The sequence below is a fragment of the Pedobacter paludis genome (assembly GCF_003173575.1).
Lineage (GTDB): Bacteria > Bacteroidota > Bacteroidia > Sphingobacteriales > Sphingobacteriaceae > Pedobacter > Pedobacter paludis.
On the sequence record NZ_QGNY01000002.1, the window covers coordinates 98,822 to 121,290 of the forward strand.

22 protein-coding genes are annotated in these 22,469 nt (G+C 36.1%); 7 read left to right on the forward strand and 15 right to left on the reverse strand.

The features are described from left to right. Positions 1-16: 16 nt before the first annotated feature. Positions 17-1,012 carry a pyruvate dehydrogenase (acetyl-transferring) E1 component subunit alpha gene (gene pdhA, locus DF947_RS04920; protein ID WP_109928606.1) on the reverse strand — a complete coding sequence of 332 codons (996 nt, stop codon included), beginning with the start codon at positions 1,010-1,012 and terminating at the stop codon, positions 17-19. 539 nt (positions 1,013-1,551) lie between these two features. On the opposite strand from pdhA, the gene DF947_RS04925 reads away from it, so the two are divergent. The 3 genes from DF947_RS04925 to DF947_RS04935 all read left to right on the forward strand — a co-directional run bounded on the left by DF947_RS04925 (position 1,552) and on the right by DF947_RS04935 (position 3,531). Beyond that, entirely contained in the window at positions 1,552-2,109 is a 558-nt protein-coding gene (locus DF947_RS04925; protein WP_109925461.1) for a C40 family peptidase, read from the forward strand. 97 nt (positions 2,110-2,206) lie between these two features. Next, the gene (locus DF947_RS04930; RefSeq protein ID WP_109928607.1) at positions 2,207-3,304 is read left to right on the forward strand and encodes a CapA family protein; all 1,098 of its coding nucleotides are present in this window, start codon (positions 2,207-2,209) and stop codon (positions 3,302-3,304) included. Positions 3,305-3,348: 44 nt separating this feature from the next. Continuing rightward, positions 3,349-3,531 (forward strand): hypothetical protein, encoded by a 183-nt coding sequence (locus DF947_RS04935; RefSeq protein WP_109928608.1) that lies wholly within the window; start codon positions 3,349-3,351, stop codon positions 3,529-3,531. Positions 3,532-3,636: 105 nt separating this feature from the next. On the opposite strand, the gene DF947_RS04940 is transcribed toward DF947_RS04935, so the two are convergent. Beyond that, positions 3,637-3,822, reverse strand: a complete 186-nt coding sequence (locus DF947_RS04940) for a hypothetical protein (protein WP_109928609.1) — start codon at positions 3,820-3,822, stop codon at positions 3,637-3,639. Between the two features lie 124 nt (positions 3,823-3,946). Here DF947_RS04940 and DF947_RS04945 point away from each other — a divergent pair, with 124 nt between their 5' ends. Next, positions 3,947-4,885, forward strand: coding sequence for an SPFH domain-containing protein (locus DF947_RS04945; RefSeq protein ID WP_109928610.1), 939 nt, complete (start codon positions 3,947-3,949; stop codon positions 4,883-4,885). A gap of 67 nt (positions 4,886-4,952) precedes the next feature. Here the strand turns inward: DF947_RS04945 and DF947_RS04950 are convergent, their stop codons facing one another. From DF947_RS04950 to DF947_RS04975, 6 genes are all read right to left on the reverse strand, one after another. Continuing rightward, the gene (locus DF947_RS04950; RefSeq protein ID WP_109928611.1) at positions 4,953-7,130 is read right to left on the reverse strand and encodes a carboxy terminal-processing peptidase; all 2,178 of its coding nucleotides are present in this window, start codon (positions 7,128-7,130) and stop codon (positions 4,953-4,955) included. 259 nt (positions 7,131-7,389) lie between these two features. Next, on the reverse strand, positions 7,390-8,022 hold the full coding sequence (locus DF947_RS04955) for a response regulator (protein ID WP_109928612.1): 633 nt from the start codon (positions 8,020-8,022) through the stop codon (positions 7,390-7,392). A gap of 1 nt (position 8,023) precedes the next feature. Continuing rightward, on the reverse strand, positions 8,024-9,892 hold the full coding sequence (locus DF947_RS04960; RefSeq protein ID WP_158526229.1) for a tetratricopeptide repeat-containing sensor histidine kinase: 1,869 nt from the start codon (positions 9,890-9,892) through the stop codon (positions 8,024-8,026). Positions 9,893-10,098: 206 nt separating this feature from the next. Beyond that, positions 10,099-10,779, reverse strand: coding sequence for a tetratricopeptide repeat protein (locus tag DF947_RS04965; protein ID WP_109928614.1), 681 nt, complete (start codon positions 10,777-10,779; stop codon positions 10,099-10,101). A gap of 29 nt (positions 10,780-10,808) precedes the next feature. Next, positions 10,809-11,651, reverse strand: a complete 843-nt coding sequence (locus DF947_RS04970; RefSeq protein ID WP_109928615.1) for an isoaspartyl peptidase/L-asparaginase — start codon at positions 11,649-11,651, stop codon at positions 10,809-10,811. A 61-nt stretch (positions 11,652-11,712) separates the two neighbouring features. Continuing rightward, positions 11,713-12,588: a cyanophycinase gene (locus tag DF947_RS04975; protein ID WP_109928616.1), complete on the reverse strand. Its 876-nt coding sequence runs from the start codon at positions 12,586-12,588 to the stop codon at positions 11,713-11,715. Between the two features lie 297 nt (positions 12,589-12,885). Here DF947_RS04975 and cphA point away from each other — a divergent pair, with 297 nt between their 5' ends. After that, positions 12,886-15,501 (forward strand): cyanophycin synthetase, encoded by a 2,616-nt coding sequence (cphA, locus tag DF947_RS04980; protein WP_109928617.1) that lies wholly within the window; start codon positions 12,886-12,888, stop codon positions 15,499-15,501. Positions 15,502-15,574: 73 nt separating this feature from the next. Here the strand turns inward: cphA and DF947_RS04985 are convergent, their stop codons facing one another. After that, positions 15,575-16,030: a PA2169 family four-helix-bundle protein gene (locus DF947_RS04985; protein ID WP_109928618.1), complete on the reverse strand. Its 456-nt coding sequence runs from the start codon at positions 16,028-16,030 to the stop codon at positions 15,575-15,577. Positions 16,031-16,234: 204 nt separating this feature from the next. On the opposite strand from DF947_RS04985, the gene DF947_RS04990 reads away from it, so the two are divergent. After that, positions 16,235-16,909: a hypothetical protein gene (locus DF947_RS04990; RefSeq protein ID WP_109928619.1), complete on the forward strand. Its 675-nt coding sequence runs from the start codon at positions 16,235-16,237 to the stop codon at positions 16,907-16,909. A gap of 59 nt (positions 16,910-16,968) precedes the next feature. Beyond that, a complete protein-coding gene (locus DF947_RS04995) occupies positions 16,969-17,373 on the forward strand; it encodes a hypothetical protein (protein WP_109928620.1) in 405 nt (134 codons plus the stop codon). A 125-nt stretch (positions 17,374-17,498) separates the two neighbouring features. Here DF947_RS04995 and DF947_RS05000 read toward each other — a convergent pair whose 3' ends face one another. The 6 genes from DF947_RS05000 to fumC all read right to left on the reverse strand — a co-directional run bounded on the left by DF947_RS05000 (position 17,499) and on the right by fumC (position 22,322). Continuing rightward, positions 17,499-18,263, reverse strand: a complete 765-nt coding sequence (locus tag DF947_RS05000) for a ThuA domain-containing protein (RefSeq protein WP_109928621.1) — start codon at positions 18,261-18,263, stop codon at positions 17,499-17,501. Between the two features lie 40 nt (positions 18,264-18,303). Next, positions 18,304-18,738, reverse strand: a complete 435-nt coding sequence (locus DF947_RS05005; protein WP_109928622.1) for a low molecular weight protein-tyrosine-phosphatase — start codon at positions 18,736-18,738, stop codon at positions 18,304-18,306. Positions 18,739-18,742: 4 nt separating this feature from the next. After that, complete coding sequence (locus DF947_RS05010) at positions 18,743-19,180, reverse strand: hypothetical protein (protein ID WP_109928623.1); 438 nt, start codon at positions 19,178-19,180, stop codon at positions 18,743-18,745. 78 nt (positions 19,181-19,258) lie between these two features. After that, positions 19,259-20,065, reverse strand: coding sequence for a S1/P1 nuclease (locus tag DF947_RS05015; RefSeq protein ID WP_109928624.1), 807 nt, complete (start codon positions 20,063-20,065; stop codon positions 19,259-19,261). Position 20,066: 1 nt separating this feature from the next. Further along, positions 20,067-20,618 (reverse strand): fumarate hydratase, encoded by a 552-nt coding sequence (locus DF947_RS05020; RefSeq protein WP_240615319.1) that lies wholly within the window; start codon positions 20,616-20,618, stop codon positions 20,067-20,069. Between the two features lie 306 nt (positions 20,619-20,924). After that, complete coding sequence (gene fumC, locus DF947_RS05025; RefSeq protein ID WP_109928625.1) at positions 20,925-22,322, reverse strand: class II fumarate hydratase; 1,398 nt, start codon at positions 22,320-22,322, stop codon at positions 20,925-20,927. Positions 22,323-22,469 lie beyond the last annotated feature (147 nt).

The window sequence follows — 22,469 nt, forward strand, 5'->3', positions numbered from 1 at the left end:
GAAAATCTTAAAATTATTAGTCCATTACGTAAGGATAATCCTTCTGCATATATACGTCTTTGTATAATTCAGAAGCATCTGGCCAAGGAGATTCTTCAGCAAATTTAACTGATTGATCTACAGTTGCTTTTACTTTAGCTTCTACTTCTTCAATCCAGGCTTGGTCGGCATACTTTTCTCTAAGAATAGTTTCTCTTGCCAGTTCAACAGGATCTTTTGCTTTATAATCTTCTAATTCTTCTTTAGTACGATATTTTGCAGGATCAGACATAGAGTGACCACGGTAACGGTAAGTTCTCATCTCTAAGAAAGTTGGTCCTTCACCTTTACGAGCACGTTGGATGGCTTCGTCCATTGCATTATGTACCGCAACTGGATCCATACCATCAACTGGAGCACATGGCATATCGAAACCTAAACCAATTTTATAAATATCAGTCATATTTGTAGTACGCTGTACCGAGGTACCCATTGCATAACCATTGTTTTCGCAAACAAAAACTACAGGCAATTTCCAAAGCATAGCCATGTTAAACGTTTCGTTTAATGCACCTTGACGCACTGCGCCATCGCCCATATAACAAATGTTAACATTATCTGTTCCTTTATATTTTTCTGCAAAAGCAACACCAGCACCTAAAGGTATTTGACCACCAACAATTGCATGACCACCATAAAAGTTGTGCTCTTTGCTAAACATGTGCATTGAACCACCTTTACCTTTAGAACATCCAGTAGCTTTACCATACATTTCTGCCATGATGCTATCTGCACTTACGCCTAGAGCTAAAGCATGTGCGTGATCACGATAAGTAGTAATCATCGAATCACCTTTTTGCATTGCAGATATTGCGCCTGCAACTACAGCCTCTTGTCCAATGTATAAATGACAAAAGCCACGAATTTTTTGTTGTCCGTATAACTGACCAGTTTTCTCCTCGAATTTACGCATAAGCAACATCGACTCAAACCACTTTAACCAGGTATCTTTATTTATTTCTACTGCACTCATTTTGGGGTATTTGTTTTTTTGCGACAGCAAATCTAATTTTTTATTGTAATAAAATGAACTATTTAGTGTAAAATGAACACGATAAAGACATCAAAATGAAAAAATAATTTTCCAGACTTGCTTTTGTTAATGACTCTAAATCTAAACAGAATGTTTTAGATTAAAAAATGTATTTAATTGGCTCTAGTTAGGCATTTTATTAGCATAAATCGAGTTTAGAGCTTAACTAAGAAGTATATTATACAATTACCTATTCTGATAAATTATAATTTGGCAACTATGGGTTAATATGAAATTAATATTTAATTTTTTTTCGCCGGAATTTAACAAAAAGCGAACCGAATAGTTTTAACTTATAAACGGTTTTATCATTATTATGGCCAATTTGAGCACAAAAATCCTCAAAATGTTAATAACTTTCACTTTATCGGCCAAAACATTTGGATAACATTTGTATTATTAATACTTTTGAAATCCAACAATAAGCCCATGTGGTTTACGTTACTGTGTAAGTGAATACCCAAACATAACTGTATAACATGATTAAAAAATTTTTGTTTTCATCCCTAATCGTAATTTGCACGCTCTCAGTTGCATTTTCGCAAACAAAAACAAAAGAATCTGGCAAAGACCTTAATGATCCCGACAATTTAGCTTCCCAATATTTCTCGCAGGTTATGGGCGTTGCTGTTGATGCGACATCGAACTTAAAACTTTATAAGTTTGTTTACGAGTGGATTGGAACTCCTTACAGCTTTGGAGGAAACAGCAAAAAGGGTATTGATTGTTCTGCTTTTACAAAAGCGATTTACGATAAAGTTTTTAATACAACAATAAGACGTAACTCACGTGATATCTTCAGTATGGTTGATCCATTATCTAAAGAAGATTTAAAAGAGGGCGATCTGGTTTTCTTCAAAATAAAAAGCAGAAGCATTTCTCATGTTGGTATTTACTTAGGCGATAACAGATTTGCACATGCATCTAGTTCTCGCGGAGTAGTGATCAGTAATTTAAACGAGCCTTACTACAGTCGCTATTTTTACAAAGGCGGTCGCGTTTTAGAATCGTTCAAGAAAGAATTTACAGTAGAGTAATTGAGTTTGTAGTTGGCATTTTCTGTTAACTTCAATAACAAATATATAGTCCTCCCGAAGAAATTTTGGAGGATTTTTTTATACCACTAAACCTAAGATGAAGTTTATAAAAAGCATAATTTTATCATCCCTCGCCCTTATTATTTTTATTAGCTGTACACCCAACAGTGCACAAATTGTTATTCAACCAGTTAAAACTGATACCGTTATTCGAAAAATAAAAGACACGATTTCTATTGTTGCCGTTGGCGATATGATGCTGGGTTCTGCTTTTCCTTCTAAAACAAATCTTCCGCCAGATGATGCTGTAGATAGTTACAAGGCTGTAGATAGTTTACTAAAAGGCGATATCGTTTTTGGAAATCTTGAGGGATGTTTTTTAAACTCGGGTAATTCGAATAAATGTAATGGGATTAACCCAAACAATTGCTATGCGTTTAGAATGCCAGAGCGATATGCGGGAATTTACAAGAAGGCTGGGTTTAATGTTTTAAGCATTGCCAATAATCATGTTGGCGATTTTGATTCCAAAGGAAGAAAGAATACCGCCAGAATCCTAGATTCACTAAAAATCCATTATGCTGGGCAAGTCAATAAGCCTTACGAAATTTTCGAGAAGGATAGTGTTAAATACGCTTTCTGTGCATTTGCACCAAATGAAAATACAGTTTCAATAAAAAATATAGATAGTGCAAAAGCGCTTGTTGCAAAATTAAAAACCATGGCCGATATTGTTATCGTATCCTTTCACGGTGGTGGCGAAGGTGCCAGATTTGAGCATGTAACCCGCAAAACTGAAATTTTTTATAACGAAAACAGAGGGAATGTTTATGCTTTTGCCCATGCTGTTATAGATGCCGGCGCAGATGTTGTTTTGGGGCATGGCCCACATGTAACTCGTGCTGTTGAGATTTATAAAAATAAGTTTATTGCTTATAGTTTGGGTAACTTTTGTACTTACGGAATGTTTAGCTTAAAAGGCAATAATGGTATAGCGCCCCTACTTCAGCTTAAAATTAATAGTAAGGGCGATTTTCTTTTTGCAGATGTAGTTTCGGTACAACAGAATAAAATTAATAGATTAACAATTGATGATAATCACCGGGCTTTTAAAAGAATAAAAGAATTAACAGATATTGACTTTGCTGGACACCAGCTTAAGTTCGAAAACAACAGGATTACACTAAAAGATTAAACTTCCGTTACACCAATCTCAACTTAATTCAGAATCTTTGTATTATGAAAAAAGGATTGATTCTCCATTATGTTATTGCAATAGCAGCAGTATTTTTAGTTTTAACTGCCGCTTATTACATTAATCAAAACCCCAAGAATCTTATCTCAGCGGGTATTATTATTTTAGCTGGCTCACTGGTTGCTTTCAGTCAATATTATATTATTAAAAATAAGAATAAACAATAATTAAAGCCATAAAGATTGCAGATGTAAAACAGGCTAATTCTTTGACGTTAGGCTTAGAATTAATTTGTAATTACGCTTTTATTAAAGAAAATACAAGAAAGGGAATTAAACTTCATCCTTAGTATTTTTCACCAAACCAATCCCAGAAACAAAAAACAACAATCCGATAATTCCATAAACCATTAAGCCTCTGGCGTTCTGACTGTGATTTACAAAGCCCCAACCGGCATAGATTAATCCAATAATACCCAGTACCGTTAATATTGTTCCAAAAGTGCGTTTTACATTCATTTTGATAGATTTTATTAGGTAAAGACAAATTTTAGATCATTTTGTTTTGAGTTTAGTTTAAGTTGGGCCTTTGATAAAATACACTTTGCATATATTTTTTATAACTTCATAAAAAAATCTAATTATGCAATACGTCATTTACATTCTAATCTTCCTCGGAATCGTTATTCTTTTAAGCTCCTTTGTAACTGTTAAACAGGGAACAATTGCCGTTGTAACTGTCTTCGGAAAATATCAAAGACAATTAAGACCGGGTTTAAACTTCAAAATTCCATTAATTGAGCAAATTTATTCACGCATTTCCATTCAAAATCGATCTGTTGAGCTTTCGTTCCAAGCGGTAACTCAAGATCAAGCGAATGTATATTTTAAGGCTATGCTTTTGTACTCGGTTGTAAACCAAGATGAGGAAACCATTAAAAATGTAGCCTTCAAGTTTGTGGATGCAACCAACTTAATGCAGGCCTTAATCCGCACCATCGAAGGTTCTATCCGTGCTTACGTGGCCACACAGAAACAGGCCAATGTATTGGCGCAACGAAATGAAATTGTACTTCATGTTAAAGAACAAATTGATCAGGTTTTGGATGGTTGGGGTTATCACCTTCAGGATCTTCAATTAAACGATATTACTTTCGATGAAGAGATTATGCGCTCTATGAGTCGCGTGGTGGCTTCGAATAACTTAAAAGCAGCAGCAGAAAATGAAGGTCAGGCTTTATTAATAACAAAAACCAAAGCAGCAGAGGCTGATGGAAATGCCATTAAAATTGCTGCAACGGCAGAACGCGAGGCTGCACAATTACGTGGACAAGGGATTGCTTTATTCCGTGCCGAAGTTGCACACGGTATGACAAAAGCAGCACAGGAAATGGAAGAGGCTAACCTAGATATCTCGGTGATTTTATTCACCATGTGGACAGAATCCATAAAGCACTTTGCAGAAAACGGAGATGGAAATGTAATCTTCTTAGATGGCAGCAGTGAGGGCATGAATAAAACATTAAAAGAAATGATGGCCATGCAACTGAATAAACCAAAAGAACCAAAGGCTAAACTTTAGTTGGCGCTTTAGCCGAAGAAAGCCCTTAGATATTAAAATCTAAGGGCTTTACTTTTATAGATGTTTCTTAGAACGAACCTAAGTTCATTACATAACTTCCTGATTGTTGCATAAAATCGCCCATTACTTTTAATGATTCATCTTCAATAAAATCGAATGTATCTTGTTTAGTAACTTTTTCTCCTTTTTTAATTGCAGGCAATCCTCTTAAAGCTCTTAAATCATTTTGTCTAGCTAACGATTTAGCTTCTTGAGCGTCACGCTCAGCTTTTAGTTTTGCTTCATTTAAAGGAACGGAAACTTCAGCATCACGTTTTTTAAGGTCGGCAATATCTTGTTTTAAATATTTAAAATCCAAAGATCCGTTAATACGTTGTTCGCTATTTTTCATTAAGCCTGCCTTAACTGCCGTTAAATTTGCAACTGGCTTAAAGCTAGAGCTTGCAATAACATCCCATGGTAATGCAGACGGCTCTGTATCCTCACCAATTTTATCCATTGGATAAACTGAAGGGAAAGTAACATCTGGCGTAACACCTTTATGTTGAGTACTGCTTCCGGCCACGCGATAGAATTTAGCCATTGTTAAGTTTATCTGACCTAAATTAATATCAGCAGGATTAGCAGCCGATGGAGAAGTTCCGGTTGTTTTGTTTTTGGTAATCAAACTGGCTACACGTTGCAACATAGATGGATTAACCAACTTATTTAAATCTATTGAAGATTGAACTGTTCCTTTACCATAAGTTTGGCTTCCCATAATAATTCCACGACCATAATCCTGAATTGCACCAGCAAAAATTTCAGAAGCTGAGGCACTTAAACGATCAACAATTACACCAAATGGACCATCCCAGGTTACGCCTGCATTTTCATCTTCATCTACTTCAATTTTACCACGTAAATCTTTAACCTGTACCACTGGGCCTTTATCGATAAACAAACCTGTTAATGAAATAGCCTCAACCAAAGAACCACCACCGTTGCCTCGTAAATCCATTACGATAGCATCTACTTTATCGGTATTTTTTAAGGTATCAATTAATAACCTAACATCGCGGGTTGTGCTTTTATAGTTTTTATCGCCTGCATTTGCAGCTTTAAAATCAGCATAAAAAGCCGGTAAAGAAATTACGCCAATTTTATAAGTTTTACCGTTTGTATTAATCGTTTTAACTTTTTTCTTGGCAGATTGATCCTGAAGAATAATTTTCTCGCGAACTATTTCAATAATTACTGGCTTAGAAGACATTTCTTTTCCAACCGGAATTACTTTTAAACGAACTTTGGTACCTGCTGGGCCTTTAATTTTTGAAACGGTATTATCTAATCTCCATCCCACAACATCAACAAATTCGCCATCACCTTGTGCAACAGCAATAATTCTATCACCCGCACTTAGTTGTTTCCCTTTAAAAGCAGGTCCACCGGCAATAATTTCTGAGATTTTAACCACTTCGTTTTCCAACTGTAAGCGGGCGCCAATCCCTTCGAAAGAACGAGACATATCTTCGTTAAAGGCAACTGCATTAGATGGATTAAAATAATTTGTGTGTGGATCTATCGATTCCGTAAAGGCATCCATCAAAATCTGGAAAACATCCTGATTGTTTGTTTTAGATGTTTGCGACTGCAAATTTTGATAACGCTTTGTTAAGGTTTCTACATTTTTTGCTTCCGACGTTCCAGCTAAATTTAAATTAACCAGCTCATATTTAACACGCTTTTTCCAGGTGTCGTTTAACGTAGCTGCAGAAGTTGCCCATGGCATTTTCTCTCTATCGTAAACGTAAGTATCATTTTGATTGAAATCGAACTTGGTTTTAATAGATGCTAAAGAAACCGTAAAGTATTCATTTAATCTTTTAGCATAAACGTTATAAATATAAAATGGACCACTTAAATCGCCATTTTTAAAGTCGTCATCCAAGGTAAATCTGTACTTTTCAAATTCTTTGATATCTGAAGCAAGAAAATAGTTTTTTCCCTGATCCAAAGCTTTAATGTATTTATCTAAAATTAATGAAGAGATAGAATCGTTGATTTGAATTTTTTTGTAATTATAACTCTCAATCAAATTCACTACTTCCTTAATAACAAGTTGTTGCTGCTCATCTGGTTTCACGTTCATAATGCCTTCAACAACCGGTTGAGGTTTTGGTGCGGCATGACAAGCAAGTACTGCAGCAGTAAAAATTACAAAAAATATTCTCTTTAACATCTCTTTAAATAATTTAAAATCCATTTCTAATTCTATATAGCCAATATGATACCATTTTAGCGAAAAAACAAAAAAGAGACAGCAATATTACCGTCTCTTGTCAAAACGTATCAAATCTAGCTAAAAGCTTTTTATTAAGCAATTCTTTGATTTAACGTTAGCTACTTATTTTTGTTTTAAAATACTGGGCTAAATCCTGACAGCCAAACTTCTATAAGTTGTAGACTCAAATCATGCTGGAAAGGTTTAAATAATCTTGACGAAAATATTAATTCGGCATTTGTTAGATAATCTTGTGCTCGTAACCATATTTAAGTAAACCGATTACACTTTGAGTTGAAGTTTTTCTGAAAATATTTTTGCGGTGAGTTTCTACCGTTCTTTCGCTGATAAAAAGTTTATCGGCAATTTGTTTGTTGCTCAGCTCCTTTTCTATCAACCTAATAATTTCTATCTCTCTATTGGTTAAAGCCCCAGTTCCATTTTGATGGGTTGGCATTTTCATTAATTCTGCGGTAACTTCTTCGCTAAAATAAGTATGGCCGTTAATAATCTGGCTCAAAGCATAAAGCAACTCTTGTTTTCCGGTGTTTTTAAGGATATAGCCTGATATCCCAGCCTCAATCATTTCCCGGATGACCTGTTTATCACCAAACATAGATAGTGCAAGAACTTTAATGGTTGGAAATCTTTTCTTAACCAATCTGGTCAATTCTACCCCGCTCATATCTGGCATATTAATATCCGTTAAAAGGATATCCGTTGGGGTTACTTCTAGTTGGTTAAGCGCATCTAAGGGTCGATTACAGTAACCAACAACCCGATAGCTATTTTCATTATTCAGTAACGATTGGATTCCATCAATAACCAACTGATGGTCATCAACAATAAAAAGTTTATTTTTAATATCTATCATTTTATGCTACTAAAGGGATATGAATGGCAACAAGAGTTCCACGACCTGGTTCTGAAGAAAAATCTACGCTTCCTTTTAAGTACGCCACCCGGCTGATTATATTTTTTAAACCCAAACCGTTAAAATTTTCTGACAGGCTGGTATCAAAACCTTTTCCGTTATCTTCAATCATGGCCTCAATTCCATCCGCATCTTTGTTTAATTGGATATCCAAGCTATTTGCCTTTGCATGTTTGATAACATTATTTACAGATTCTTGGATTACGCGATAAAGCACAGTCTCTACATTTTGATCTAACCTTTCATTCAAACCAAAAGTTTCCAAATTGATTTTTAATTTTCGGGCATCAATTTTATCTATAAAATCTCGTATTGCAGCGGTTAACCCCGATTTAAGCAAAACATTTGGCGCCATTTGATGCGCAATTACCCTAACCTCTTTGCAACTTTCATCAACAAGATTTAAAGTTTTTCCAAACATTTTTTCATCATGCTCATCTTTAAAATCAAGATTTTCGGCTATACCAGAAAGATTCATTTTAACTGCAGAAAACATTTGCCCTAATCCATCGTGCAGTTCGGAAGCAATACGTTTGCGTTCATTTTCTTCGGCAATTAACACTGCTTTTGTTGCTAAATCCTGTTGCTTTATAACTTCTGCTTGCAATTTGCTTTCCTGTTTTAGTTTATATCGGTTATAAAGCAAAAAAGAAAAAAGAATGGCGAAAACAAAAGTTCCTGCAATTATCCAAATCATAATGTTTCGCTTGGCAACTTCTAACTTTTGAACTTTATTATCTGCATTTAAAAGTTTAATCTGTTGTTCCTTTTTTTCTGTTTCGTAAACGATTTGGAGCTCGTTAATTTTATCGGCATTCTCTTTATTGTAAATGCTATCTTTAAGTGCAACGCTTTTTTTATAGGAGTTTAGAGAACCTTCTAAATCTTCTTTGTCTTCGTAAACTTTCGATAAATTATTGTAGGCTTCCCTTAGATAATCTTTAGCATCCAGCTCGATAAAGTAATTTATACTCTTATTGATGTTTTTTTCGGCTTCTGGATAATTTTTGAGTTTCGAGTAACATAGGCCAATGTTTTTGTAACAGCTCGCTTCACCCAGTTTATCTTTCATAAACAACCTAAATTGCAACGACTGATTATAAAATTTCATGGCTTCGGCATAGTGTCCTTTTTCAAAATAAATCTGCCCTATGCTATTGTAAATGGTGGCCAGGTCGTTTTTATTATTGGAAGATTTAGTTAACCCAACGGCTAAATTTGCATACTTTAAGGCTTGATCATAATTTTTTGCTTCAAAATAATACAGAAGCATTCCTGAATAAGCATTTGTTAATGTAGAAGTAGAGTTATTCTTTTTACTTAACAGGATTGCCCTTTCAAAGTAGGATTTAGAAATAACCGATTTTTTATAATTGCGATAGATGTTCCCAATGTTAACCAAAACGATTGCCTGCTTAACTTCCTCGCCATTTTCTTCATAAATTTTAAGCGCCTTAGTCATGTATTCTATCGCTTCATCATATCTGCCCTGTTGTTTATAAATAACGGCGATATTGGATAACGAACCAACGGCCTTAACCTTTAAACCGAGTTTATCGCGAATGGTATACGCTTTTAAATGATTTTCTAAAGCTTCTTTAAATTTGTTTACCCGCGTGTAGGTGTTACCTATATCACTGTAAGCTAGCGCAATAGACTCTTGATTGTTGAATTTTTTGGCGAGCCTAAGTTCTTCGTTCCCAAAATATAAGGCTTTATCAAAATTTACAAAGCCATATCCCCAGCACAAATCGCCATAGGCTATTATTTTAACAGAATCACTTTTAGAAGATTTAACAATGTTTTCCAAGCTATCCAATGATCGTTGGTTTTGGGCATAAGTTTTTAAGGCAGGCAAAAAAGATAGGCACAAAAATGCCAATAAGAAATAATTTTGGGGACGACCTATCATAGCAATAAACAACAGCAAAGAATTGTTAAACAATGCTTTGCCTAATTTAACCCATGATTGCGGTTAATTATATACTAACTTTTAAGTATTTTTTTGCCGGAAGTTTATTTTTTTGGAGAGATTTTAATGGCAATAAGTTCTCTTGCATCTTTAATCTGAGCTTTATATTGAGAAGTTTTAATAGAATTTGCCAACCACTCGGCACTTTTTAAATCTCTTAAAGCCAAGGTAAAATCTTTCTTCCTAATTTTTACCTGAACAATGCCCAACATAGATTCTATATAGGAATTGTTGCTTTTAAGCTGTTTGGCCAGAATACCCTGCTGTGTATAAAACCACATAGATTGCGTGTACTTATTGCTGGCCAAATAAACTTTCCCTAACAAATTGTAAGTGTTCATTAAGCCATTTTTGCTGCCCATTTTCGAATAGTTTTTAAGCGCAACATTAAGCAAAATTTGTTCTGCATCAGTAAAGCGACCCAACTGGTAATGCATATTGCTCATCTTAATAATTGCCTGGCCGTACCTGTTAAAGTTTTTAACAGCACTATATTCGAAGGCTGCTTTACCAAATAATGTTAATGCTTCATTAAAATCTCCTTTTTTTTCAAAATCTTCGGCTTCATCGAAAAAGGTATTTCCATCTGCTTCATCAAATTTAGAAACTGATATATTAATGGCATTTCCACCGTTAGGTTCCTGAATTTCAATGCGATCGATGTTTTGAGCGTAAAGTTGTAATGAGGCAAAAAGGCTAATAAAAGCCAAAACTATTTTGGTCATGCAACAAAAATAATACTTTAATTACAATTTTAGCTAAATACCTGTAAATTAACATCAAATGATGCCCAGACCATATAAGGATGCGAATCACAGTGGTAAATTTCGCCTTTTGCCGAGATTCCGACAACACCGGCAAAACCATCATAAGGTTTAAGTTCGGTAAAAGATTTATCGCAGGCATCCTTTAAAGAAAATCCATCTGTAACACGAGTAACAATCTTGGCAGCTAGGGCTGTACTTGTGATATCTTCGCCTACGCCTGTACAAGAAATTCCGGCAAATGGATTGGCATAATTACCAGCTACAGTAGCAGAATCGCTTACCCTGCAAGGAATTTCAAATCCTTTTCCACCTGTTGATGTGGCAGCGGCTAAATTACCATCGGCATCTAAAGCTACACAGCCAACGGTTCCTTTATTATTTTTCTGATTTAGCTTGGCCTCATATTCGGCTTGTCGCTGATCGGTTATTGGATTAAAATATTCAAACCCGTTTAGGCGGGCAAAGTTCTGTGCACCATCGCCACTTAAAACACGATCATCGTAACCAATTAAGTTTTGAGCAATTTCGATTGGATTTTTAACATCCTCTATATTGATCACACCGCTAAATTTTTCGGTTTTACCATCCATTAAAGAGGCACTTAACCTAACTTTTCCATCACTCTGAATTTGTGATCCAATACCTGCATTAAAAAGATCATTATCTTCTAAAAGCGCTACAGTATAAACTACTGTTTCTAAAGCGGTATGTGTTTTTAAATATTCGTGCCCAAGCGTAACTATCTCTGCCAAAGCATTTTGCTTAGCCTTTTTTGTTTCTTGGTTTGTTGATGACTCACTGAAAAAGCCACCATGTATAATAAGTTTCATTTATTTAAGTATCAAGATATTAGGAGCAAGTATCAAGAAATGAAATTGTCTTCAAATTGAATTATCCTACCGGAACAACTTTTGGGTGATGAATAACCAAGCTGTGATCGGTTAAATCGTAAACATCGCCATCGCACATAACATGCACCACCATATTTTTAATAGAAACGGGTTGGCCCATTTCTACGTCAGTTAAATTTGTATCGGCCATGTTTCTTCCATCAACTAAAATAACCATACCAGAACCAATAGCCTCCATAATATGTCCATCAGAGATGAAAAGGCCAGTATCTTCACCCAAACCAATCCCTAAAATACCCGGATTACTTGCCGCAGCATACAATAAACGACCAATTCTACCACGTTGCACAAAATGCGTATCAACAATCACATCATCAATAAAACCTAAACCGCCAGTAATTTTTACTTCACCTTTAAGCAAAGCATCTTTGCTGCTTCCTTGGTAAATCATATTTTTTGAACTTGCTGCAGCACCTGCTGATGTGCCCGCAATAACAACAGGTTTATTTTTGTATTTTTCCAATAAAATCTGATGAATTTTAGTTCCACCAAAAATTGAAGATAAACGAAGTTGATCACCTCCAGTAAAAACGATAACATCTGCTGCTTTAATTCTTTCACAATTCTCTAAAGAATTTGCTTCCTCACGGTTTGTGATATTTAAAACGCCTAAATTATGAACATCTAATTGAGCGTAAGCTTTAATGTATTCTTCACCAACTTTTTCTGGCATTAAAGAGGCCGTGGTAATTATCTCAAAACGCGATTCTACGTCTTTTGTCGATTCTGTAGTAATCCTTTTTAGAATTCCACGCTCAAAAAAATTCATGTTCTCAGGCAAGCCAAACTGCGTTTCCGCAAAGCTACCTGTGTTTATTGCGCCGCCTATAATGATGAGTTTACCCTTCGGAACCATTCTTTGTGTATATATTATTGTATCAAAAAACTCAAATATATCAGCTTATGATAAAAAACACGACTTTTTTTGTCAATAATATTCACTTTATTAACAAACGTTGAAATTATTTCGATTAAAATCTACCTTCTTTAGCCTAAAAACAAAACAAATATCCTTAAAAATTGATTTAGGTATTTGGACTGCCGTTTTTCAAAATAATTGTATAATTTACAATCACCAATTTATATAAAACATAATCGAGTTTAATGGGCGCAGAATTGCTTGTTGATAAATTAAAACAGACAGATTTTTAAAATGAAGATATCAAACATACAAGTATTAAGAGGGCCAAATATATGGTCGATAAGTCGCAAAAAGCTCATCCAAATGCGTTTAGATTTGGAAGAATTAGAACAAAGACCAACCAATGTAATTGATGGTTTTGGAGAGAGATTGGAGAAACTAATTCCCAGCATGTTCAGTCACCGCTGTTCGAAAGGAGTTGAAGGCGGTTTTTTTGCCCGGGTAAAAGAAGGAACTTGGATGGGGCATGTAATTGAACACATTGCTTTAGAAATTCAAACCATTGCAGGGATGGAAACTGGATTTGGCCGCACCAGACAAACCAAAACCGAAGGTATATATAACGTAGTATTTAGCTATTTAGAAGAAAAAGTTGGCGTTTATGCTGCTGAAGCAGCTGTAAATATAGCCCAGGCGCTTATTGATAATGTTGAATATGATTTGGAGCACGACATTAGGCGGATGAAGGAAATCCGTGAGCTGGAGGCGCTTGGCCCAAGTACAGGTTCTATTGTTGAAGAAGCGGTGAGTAGAAGTATTCCTTGGATCAGATTAAATAAAAGCTCTTTAGTGCAATTAGGTTATGGCAAAAACCAGGTTCGTTTTAGGGCAACCATGACGGAGAAAACCAGCAGCATTGCGGTTGATATTGCCAGTAACAAAGAAGAAACCAAACGATTATTAACAGAAGCGGCCATTCCTGTAGCTTCTGGTGTTACCATTTCGAATCCCGATGATTTAGAAGCGTCTGTTAAAAAAGTAGGTTTTCCCCTGGTTTTTAAGCCTCTTGATGGAAATCATGGCAAAGGAGCAACCATTAATGTTAAAACTTTAGAAGCGGCCAAAGCAGCTTTCGAATACGCCAAAACATATTCTCGCAGGGTAATCATCGAGAAATTTATTACGGGATACGATTTTCGCGTTTTGGTAATCGATCATAAAGTTGTGGCAGCAGCTCAACGCGATCCTGCACATGTTAAAGGAAATGGAATCCATACCATTCAAGAATTAATTGATAAGGAAAATGAAGATCCACGCCGTGGTTATGGGCATGAAAACGTTTTAACAGAAATTTCTGTAGATCGCGATACTCTGGATTTGTTGGCAAAGAAAGAATATACTTTAGAAACCATTCCGGAAAAGGGTGAGGTAGTTTATTTAAAATCGACCGCGAATTTAAGTACCGGTGGAACATCAATTGATGTTACGGATGTTGTTCATCCACAGAATATTTTTATCTGCGAGCGAATTTCGAGAGTAATCGGATTGGATATCTGCGGTATCGATATTATGGCGCAAAACCTAACACAGCCCCTTACCGAAAACGGAGGTGTGGTTTTGGAAGTGAATGCGGCTCCAGGATTTAGAATGCACTTAGCACCAAGCGAAGGACTACCAAGAAATGTTGCAGCATCTGTAATCGATATGCTTTATCCGCAAGGCAAGTTATCGCAAATTCCGATTATAGCAGTAACTGGAACCAACGGAAAAACTACGACCACTCGTTTAATTGCACATATTGTTAGAAGCAATGGAAAACGTGTAGGCTTTACCACAAGTGACGGCATTTACGTGCATAACACCATGTTGATGCAGGGTGATACGACAGGTCCAGTGAGTGCAGAATTTATTTTGAAAGATCCAACTGTTGAGTTTGCAGTTTTAGAAACCGCCCGAGGTGGAATTTTACGTTCGGGTTTGGGTTTTAACGCCTGCGATATTGGCGTAGTAACCAACATTCAGGAAGATCACTTAGGGATTTCTGATATTCATAACCTTGACGATTTAACAAGGGTTAAAGAAGTTGTTATTGGGGCTGTGCGCAGAAAAGGCTGGGCAGTTTTAAATGCCGACAATGGCTATTGTGTTAAAATTGGAAGAGACGCCCGCTGTAATGTTGCCTATTTTAGTATGGATGAAAATAATCCGGTAATCAAGGATCATTGCAAAAAAGGCGGAATAGCAGCCATTTATGAAAATGGTTACATCACCATTAAAACAGGCGATTGGAAATTAAGGGTGGATAAAGCCACGCACATTCCGTTAACTTTTGGTGGTTCGGTAAACTTTATGATCCAGAATGTTCTTGCAGCAACTTTGGCCGCTTATTTATGGGGCTACAAACCTGAAGATATTCGTTTATCACTCGAAACCTTTATTCCTTCTGCCGCACATACTCCAGGAAGAATGAATGTATTTAGGTTCAAGGACTTTAAAGTATTGGTAGATTTTGCACATAATCCTGATGGATTTAACGGGGTAAAGGCATACTTACAAAGTGTTGAGGCTACCAAACATGTAGGCATTATCTCTGGAACGGGAGACAGAAGGGATGAGGATATTATGGAAACGGCCCGAATTGCAGCACAGATGTTCGATAAGATTTACATCTGTCAGGAAAAATATTTACGTGGTCGCCAGCAACAAGAATTAATCGATTTGTTGGTTAAGGGAATTCACGATGTTGATCCAAATAAAGAAATTGTAATTAACAATAAAAGTACAGAATGTTTGGAAGATGCAATTAATACCGCAATTAAAGGCTCTTATATTACCATTCTAAGTAATACAATTGATAATACGATTCAAAGAGTTACAGAACATTTGGACAGAGAATTAGAGTCGTAAAACGTCAATTAAAATTTAAACACATAAAAAAAGCATCTCAATTGAGATGCTTTTTTATTTGCGATTCTTAAAATTAAGCTTGAGAATCGCGTAATCTTTTAATTTCATCATGCGAACGTCTTAAAGACGATTTCTGATCAGAAATTAAATCTCTTACATTAGAAGGTAGATCTTCTTCTTCCAAAGCCATTTTATAAGCATTTTGAGCGGCATCTTCGCCAAACTCGCAATTATTTAATACTGTTTGACGATCGTGACCAGTGAAAAGTGCTTTAACATCCATCCAGCCTCTGTAAATTTTACCAGAGGTTGTCGTGCCGGTTTCAATATCTTCACCAGATGCGGCAACTTCGGTAGCTAAAGCCATTTTATATTTCTGGCTTTCTTCGATCATATTTAGAAATAGAGATTTTAAATCTGCATCGCCGTCTTTTAATTCTTTGCGTGCTCTTTCATAACCTTCTATGCGGTCGTTATTAATTTGAATAAGGTCGTTTAATACCTCTGCTGTTGCTGTTGTAGTTTTCATGTTTTTTATAGATTTTGATGTATAAAAAGAACAGGATCAAGGAGAAAAGGTTTGTCATATTTAAAAAAAGGATATTCGTAAAAGCTATAAGATGTATAAATATGTTAGTTTAACATTAAGATAAAGTCGCAAATTTTTTACCTAAAATTTCGAGTTAATAAATGCAGATTGCAAACATTCAAATTTACATACTGTTATAAAATTATGAGCGCTTTTACCCAAAACCCGCCAGATGGAGGTACCATATATACCGAAACAAATTTAAGTCAGTTTTTCCCAGAACCCTTAAATACCATAACGAGCTGTTTCTTTTTGGCAATTGCCGTTTATTGGACATTTAAACTTTGGGGAAATTTTAAACAACATACCTTTTTGTCTATTGCATTGGTTTTACTGTATATTGGTGGCATCGGCGGAACAACTTACCACGGTTTAAGGCGTTGGCCAATTTTTATAATGATGGATTGGATGCCAATTATGTTGCTTTGTTTATCAGCTGGTGTCTATTTTTTAACCAAACTAACTAAATGGTACTACGCAGTATTGATTGTAGTCATTTATGCCCTTTTTCAATTTTTCCTACGCAGACAGTTTACAGGAGGCGATTTTCAAATTTTCATTAATATTAATTATGCATTCATGGCAGCCTTGGTTTTATTTCCGGTATTTGGTTATTTGGTTAAAACAGAGTGGCTAAACGGTAAATGGGTGGGCTTTGCATTGATTGCCTTTGTTTTTGCCTTAACTTTCCGCATTGCTGATAAGTGGGAAGTTTTAAGCGTGGGCACTCATTTTCTTTGGCACACCTTTGGGGCAGTTGCCTCATTTTGCATGCTTAATTATATTTATCTAGGGAATGTTAGAAAAGTTAAATCTTAACTAAATCTTCATTCTTAAAAGGTGTAAAAAAATTACCTTAGCTAAACAAAAATTTAGCAATGAAAAAATTACTCATTTTATCTGCCCTTATTTTGGGCTTAAACATTTCATCTAATGCCCAAGGCATTTTAGGTAAGGCAACATCAATCGCAACATCTTCAGGTTTTGATGTAAACAGTTTAACTTCTGGAATTTTAGGAAAATTAACCCCTGCCTTAAGCTTAACGGCTGCTCAGAAACCAAAGGTAACCACAATTGTTAAAGATTTTTTAGTTCAAAAAGCAGCTGCTTTGGCAACAAAAAAAACGGATGCTACGGCTTCTGCAACTAAAGTAAGCAGTTTATTATCTGGCTTAAAATCTAAATTAGGCACAGCGTTAACTGTTGCGCAACTAGCAAAGTTTAGCTCTTTAAAACCTGCTACCAATACACCAAGCAATGTACTTTCGCAATTGTTTTATTAAAGAGAAAGAGGCTGCATCGTAATTTAATTCTGTCACATTGAGCTTGCCGAAATGCTTCAAATATATTTTTTGAGTCTTTCGACAAGCTTAGGATGACCATTGATATTTATGATCCAGCCTCATAATTACATTTTAGAATGAGCTTTAGAATAATTTAGTTTTTGATTACCAATGGCATATTCAATGCCTCCTAGTAAGTGTCTTAAAAACTTATCTTCTGCCCAGGTTTCATTTGTGTGCCCCATAGAAGTGTAAAAAGCCCTACCGCCATCAAAACTATGATACCAGCTAAATGGATGGAAAGTGCCGTTTTTACCACCATTATATGATGTTTCATCAATTGTAATCAGCACCTTAATATCTGGATTAATATCTTTAAAATTGTACAGTTCATCTTTGTGCATCCAAACCGAATCGGTTAAAAATTTTGTTGATGGATGCTTTTTATCTTTAACCACAAATCTTGCTTCCTGAACTGCAGGGTGACTGGTAAAGTAAGCACCAGCAAGTTTCCCATACCATGGCCAATCGTACTCGGTATCAGTTGCGGCATGAACACCAACATAACCGCCACCTGCCTGAATATATCTTTCGAAAGCAACTTGTTGTGTGTTATCCAAAACATCACCTGTTGTACTTAAAAAAATTACGGAGGCATAATTTTTTAAATTTTCTTCGGTAAACTTTGAAGCATCTTCTGTAGTATCTACCGCAAAATTGTGTTCTAAGCCCAGCTTTTGGATGGCCAGTTTGCCAACACCAATAGATGCATGTCTAAATCCCTTTGTTTTAGAAAACACTAAAATTTTCGGTGTTTTTTTTGCCGAGATATGACTTTGAAAAATAATAAGCGAAGCAATTAAAAGGCAGATAGAAAATAATCTTTTCATGAAAATATTTGGTTAGGGTGAATCCTTGTAAAGTGTGAATTTAAGAAAGTTGTTTGATAATTTCTCTACATCTTTCTTCCACTTGCTTACAAACGGGCTCAAATAACGAATCATCCCAATAAGGATCTGTAACTTCATCGTTATCTAAAAATAATTTAACCTTTTCCCGCTCCTCAAAGGTTCTTGCCAAGCGCTGAACATCAATTAAATTGTTCCGATCCATTACAAAAATAAGATCGTAACGATTAAACATGTCTTGACTAAATTGCTGAGCCCTTTGATTGCTGATGTCGTAACCGATCTGTTTTGCAGCCAAGGTACTTCTACGATCCGGGGCTTTTCCAATGTGCCAATCTCCAGTTCCGGCCGAGGCAATTTCCCAGTTTAAATTTTCTTTGTCGGATAGATGGCGCATAATGCCTTCCGCCAAAGGCGAGCGACAAATATTGCCCAGACAGACCATTAAAATTTTCAAATATTTATTTCTTGGCGGTGTATGTGTAACTTACAGTGTAAGTAATGTTATTCTCTGTATAAACGTAATTATTGGTTATTATGTTTCCGCTTAAATTGTAAATGCTTATGTGCCCAAACCCGTCATCAAGTTTAATTTCATTGCCAGTTTTTGTCCACTTTGCATTTTTAAAACTAATCATATCGCATAATGGACCAGTTGATGTAAACGCATAAGATCCATCTTTAGAAAAGACCAGTGTAAAATTATTATTTAGGCAGGCAGATGAACCAGATATCAGCATCAAATTCGTTTCTGACTTTCCATCTACCACCTTGGCAGGAGTAATTGTTGCAGATGCCAATGGCCAGTTGTATGTGGTTATGTCGACAACCTCAGAAACAGTTTTCTTTTTGCAAGCAAATGCTAAACAAATGGTCACAATTAGTAATATTTTTTTCATAGCTTTTTTTGGTTTCTACTTAAACGAGTCGACAGGCAAAATAGCTACAGTAAAATAAATTAATATGTGTTACAGAAACTAGCCATAAATATCGTTAAGCATTTTGGCCAAGCGAACGCCACCTTTTAATAACTGTTGATTAAGTGTATCTACCCATTCAAAATTATAGCGATAGCTTAATTTTGAATCTGGTTTAGTATGATCATAAATTTTAGCACACACATTGTATGATTCGTAAATGCAATCTTTAAGGCTTGTATTCTGCCAGTTGTAAAGTTGCACTGCTGATGGATGATTAATCGCTTTAGCAAATTCTGTATAGCTTAGTTGCTGATATTCAATTAACTGTTCATCCCAAACTTTGTGCAAATTGGATTTTTCGTTAAACCATAGGACCGAAACACGGTTACCGCCTAAATCTTCTTTGTGCGCAACATGCATGGGCTGACACAAATCGCCCGCCATGTGAACAAGCATTCTCAAGGCCAATTTCTTTTGATCTGCGGTGCTACTCGTCTTTTTTAATATTGCGATCAAATCTGGAATTTTATTGTAAAGATTTGGTGCCTTTTCAGTTTCTAGAATGTTGTAAACACCAGCCTTATCCAATCCGCCAGGCAAATTAACAAAGTGCCAGTTGTACATGTAATTGTAAGTAGAGTCTGATTTAATAAAATCGCCCCAGTTTGCAGACATGGCCAAACTTTCTGAACCTAAGATGGCCTGAATGGCCTTACGTGTTTTTACTTTTAGATAACTATCGGCAATTTCGCCAACCACGCGGTGACCAATCATTCCCCATGCATTTGCCTGGATGGGCAAATAAGCCAAAACTCCGAAGACTAATGCGCTGGTTAATTTTTTTCTTATTGATGTAAATATCATTTTATAATTCTTTTTGTACGCAGGTAATTTTTTCCTTGAGGGTTAACTTAATTTCACGCTGATCACTTAAACTTTCAAGAAGCAAGGTATCTGCCGAACGTTTTTTTATCAAAAAGTTTTTATCGTAACGTCCGATTCGATAGCAACCTGAAATTTTCTGTTTGTAATTGGCGTAAGTAAAAGTAGCCCCAACAAATAACGTATCGCCTTTTACTGCATAAACACCTTTGGCATATTCTTTCCATACACCGTTATTGTAACAGGAATCTTCGTAAAAATTAACCTTACTGTGGGTTACAAAATCAATGTAAACCGAATCGCAGGTAAACTTAAAATGATGCTGGGTATAATTGGTTAACTTATTGCTAAAAGCTACAGAATCTTCGTTCCAAATACCTTGCATAAATGCTTCCCCTTTGCCCTGAATGTTTGGACGAGAAGTACAAGAAAACTGTAAGATGGAAAAGGTAAAAAGGAGAATGTACAAACGCCTTGGCCACCAAGAAAGCTTGATTGTTTTGAAACCAAGAAGTTTATTAATTGATTTTGGCATTTTTCGAAAGGCGATTATCTTTTAATTCTTAAGCACTATTTTGAGTTGATTAAACCCGATTGATGCTGAAAGCTTTTTTGTTTGAAACAACGTTAATAATCTATCATGCTGAGGCACGAAGCATCTGCAACCCATGAAACAGATGCATCGTTCCTCAGCATGACAGCAGTTGAAATAACTTGAAGCAAAAGCGGGGCTACCGTAACCAAGCACGCATTGCACTGCTTTTCTAAACTCCAAACCCTAATGGGACTTTCCTGAACTTCGTATAATTACGCTTCAGAAAAAGATTCCCCCTTCAGGGGGTTATTTTAAGCTTCCAACCATATCTTCTGGGCGCACCCACTCATCAAATTGTTCGTTGGTTAATAAGCCCAACTCAACGGCTGCAACTTTTAATGTTTTATTTTCCTTGTGTGCTTTCTTGGCAATTTTGGCTGCATTTTCATAACCAACATGCGGATTTAAAGCTGTAACCAACATCAGCGAGTTTTGTAAATGCTTTTCTATTTCTGGTAAATTAGCCGTAATGCCTTCAGCACACTTATCGTTAAAAGAAACACAGGCATCGCCAATCAAACGTGCAGATTGCAGTACATTGGCCGCAATTAAAGGTTTAAAAACATTAAGTTCGAAATGGCCAGACATACCGCCCACTGAAACTGCAACATCATTACCCATAACCTGGGCGCAAACCATTGTCATTGCTTCAGGCTGTGTCGGATTAACTTTTCCCGGCATGATAGAAGAACCCGGCTCGTTATCTGGAATTACAATTTCGCCAATGCCACAACGCGGGCCCGAACTTAACATACGCACATCGTTAGCTACCTTCATTAATGCCACTGCTGTACGTTTCAAAGCACCAGAAAGTTCCACCATTGCATCGTGTGCGGCTAAGGCTTCAAATTTATTTGGCGCCGTAACAAAAGGCAAACCTGTTAAATCGGCTATTTTTTCAGCCACCAAAACATCGTATCCTTTTGGGGTATTTAAACCTGTACCAACAGCTGTACCGCCTAATGCCAGCTCTGCAACCATTACCAGAGCATTTTTAATGGCTCTGATGCTGTTATCAATTTGCTGAACGTAACCAGAAAATTCCTGCCCTAAGGTTAATGGGGTTGCATCCATAAAATGGGTACGACCAGTTTTAACAATCGAACTAAATTCTTCAACCTTTTTAGCCAAAGTATTTCTCAGTTTTTCTAACCCTGGAATTGTATTTTCAACTGTTAATTTATAGGCTGCAATGTGCATTGCGGTTGGGTAAGTATCGTTTGATGATTGCGATTTGTTTACATCATCATTCGGGTGAAGTACTTTTTTATCATCAGCCAAAGAACCTCCGTTAATTACGTGAGCACGATTTGCGATAACCTCGTTGCCGTTCATATTACTTTGCGTACCTGAACCAGTTTGCCAGATTACCAAAGGAAACTGATCATCCAACTGGCCAGCAATAATTTCATCGCAGGCTTTGGCAATTAAATCTGCTTTCTCTGCAGAAAGTACACCAAGCTCGGTATTGGCTTGTGCAGCTGCTTTTTTTAGGTATCCAAAAGCATGGATAATTTCTTTAGGCATTGAACCTTCTGGCCCGATTTTGAAGTTATTGCGTGAGCGTTCGGTTTGTGCACCCCAATATTTATCTGCAGGCACCTGCACCTCGCCCATGGTATCGTGTTCTATTCTGAAACTCATGATGGTTTTAATTTTTGTTGTCGCAAATTTAAGTTTTTTGCCTATAAAGCAAGGTATTATATTCGATATTTACTGGGGCATGTTTCCGCTTATTTTTCCCTCGGTTTGATTACACGGATTTTATGATTTCACAGATTTTATTTTGAA

Excerpts from the sequence above, each read along its gene's own strand:
- DF947_RS05010 (WP_109928623.1), bottom strand. The coding sequence starts at position 19,180 with ATGAAAAAAATATTACTAATTGTGACCATTTGTTTAGCATTTGCTTGC.
- DF947_RS04990 (WP_109928619.1), top strand. The coding sequence starts at position 16,235 with ATGAGCGCTTTTACCCAAAACCCGCCAGATGGAGGTACCATATATACC.
- DF947_RS04970 (WP_109928615.1), bottom strand. The coding sequence starts at position 11,651 with ATGAAACTTATTATACATGGTGGCTTTTTCAGTGAGTCATCAACAAAC.
- DF947_RS04965 (WP_109928614.1), bottom strand. The coding sequence starts at position 10,779 with ATGACCAAAATAGTTTTGGCTTTTATTAGCCTTTTTGCCTCATTACAA.
- DF947_RS05020 (WP_240615319.1), bottom strand. The coding sequence starts at position 20,618 with ATGCCAAAATCAATTAATAAACTTCTTGGTTTCAAAACAATCAAGCTT.
- DF947_RS04935 (WP_109928608.1), top strand. The coding sequence starts at position 3,349 with ATGAAAAAAGGATTGATTCTCCATTATGTTATTGCAATAGCAGCAGTA.
- DF947_RS04925 (WP_109925461.1), top strand. The coding sequence starts at position 1,552 with ATGATTAAAAAATTTTTGTTTTCATCCCTAATCGTAATTTGCACGCTC.
- DF947_RS04945 (WP_109928610.1), top strand. The coding sequence starts at position 3,947 with ATGCAATACGTCATTTACATTCTAATCTTCCTCGGAATCGTTATTCTT.
- DF947_RS04975 (WP_109928616.1), bottom strand. The coding sequence starts at position 12,588 with ATGGTTCCGAAGGGTAAACTCATCATTATAGGCGGCGCAATAAACACA.
- DF947_RS04995 (WP_109928620.1), top strand. The coding sequence starts at position 16,969 with ATGAAAAAATTACTCATTTTATCTGCCCTTATTTTGGGCTTAAACATT.
- DF947_RS05015 (WP_109928624.1), bottom strand. The coding sequence starts at position 20,065 with ATGATATTTACATCAATAAGAAAAAAATTAACCAGCGCATTAGTCTTC.
- cphA (WP_109928617.1), top strand. The coding sequence starts at position 12,886 with ATGAAGATATCAAACATACAAGTATTAAGAGGGCCAAATATATGGTCG.
- DF947_RS04940 (WP_109928609.1), bottom strand. The coding sequence starts at position 3,822 with ATGAATGTAAAACGCACTTTTGGAACAATATTAACGGTACTGGGTATT.
- DF947_RS04950 (WP_109928611.1), bottom strand. The coding sequence starts at position 7,130 with ATGGATTTTAAATTATTTAAAGAGATGTTAAAGAGAATATTTTTTGTA.
- DF947_RS04930 (WP_109928607.1), top strand. The coding sequence starts at position 2,207 with ATGAAGTTTATAAAAAGCATAATTTTATCATCCCTCGCCCTTATTATT.
- DF947_RS05000 (WP_109928621.1), bottom strand. The coding sequence starts at position 18,263 with ATGAAAAGATTATTTTCTATCTGCCTTTTAATTGCTTCGCTTATTATT.
- DF947_RS04955 (WP_109928612.1), bottom strand. The coding sequence starts at position 8,022 with ATGATAGATATTAAAAATAAACTTTTTATTGTTGATGACCATCAGTTG.
- DF947_RS04985 (WP_109928618.1), bottom strand. The coding sequence starts at position 16,030 with ATGAAAACTACAACAGCAACAGCAGAGGTATTAAACGACCTTATTCAA.
- fumC (WP_109928625.1), bottom strand. The coding sequence starts at position 22,322 with ATGAGTTTCAGAATAGAACACGATACCATGGGCGAGGTGCAGGTGCCT.
- pdhA (WP_109928606.1), bottom strand. The coding sequence starts at position 1,012 with ATGAGTGCAGTAGAAATAAATAAAGATACCTGGTTAAAGTGGTTTGAG.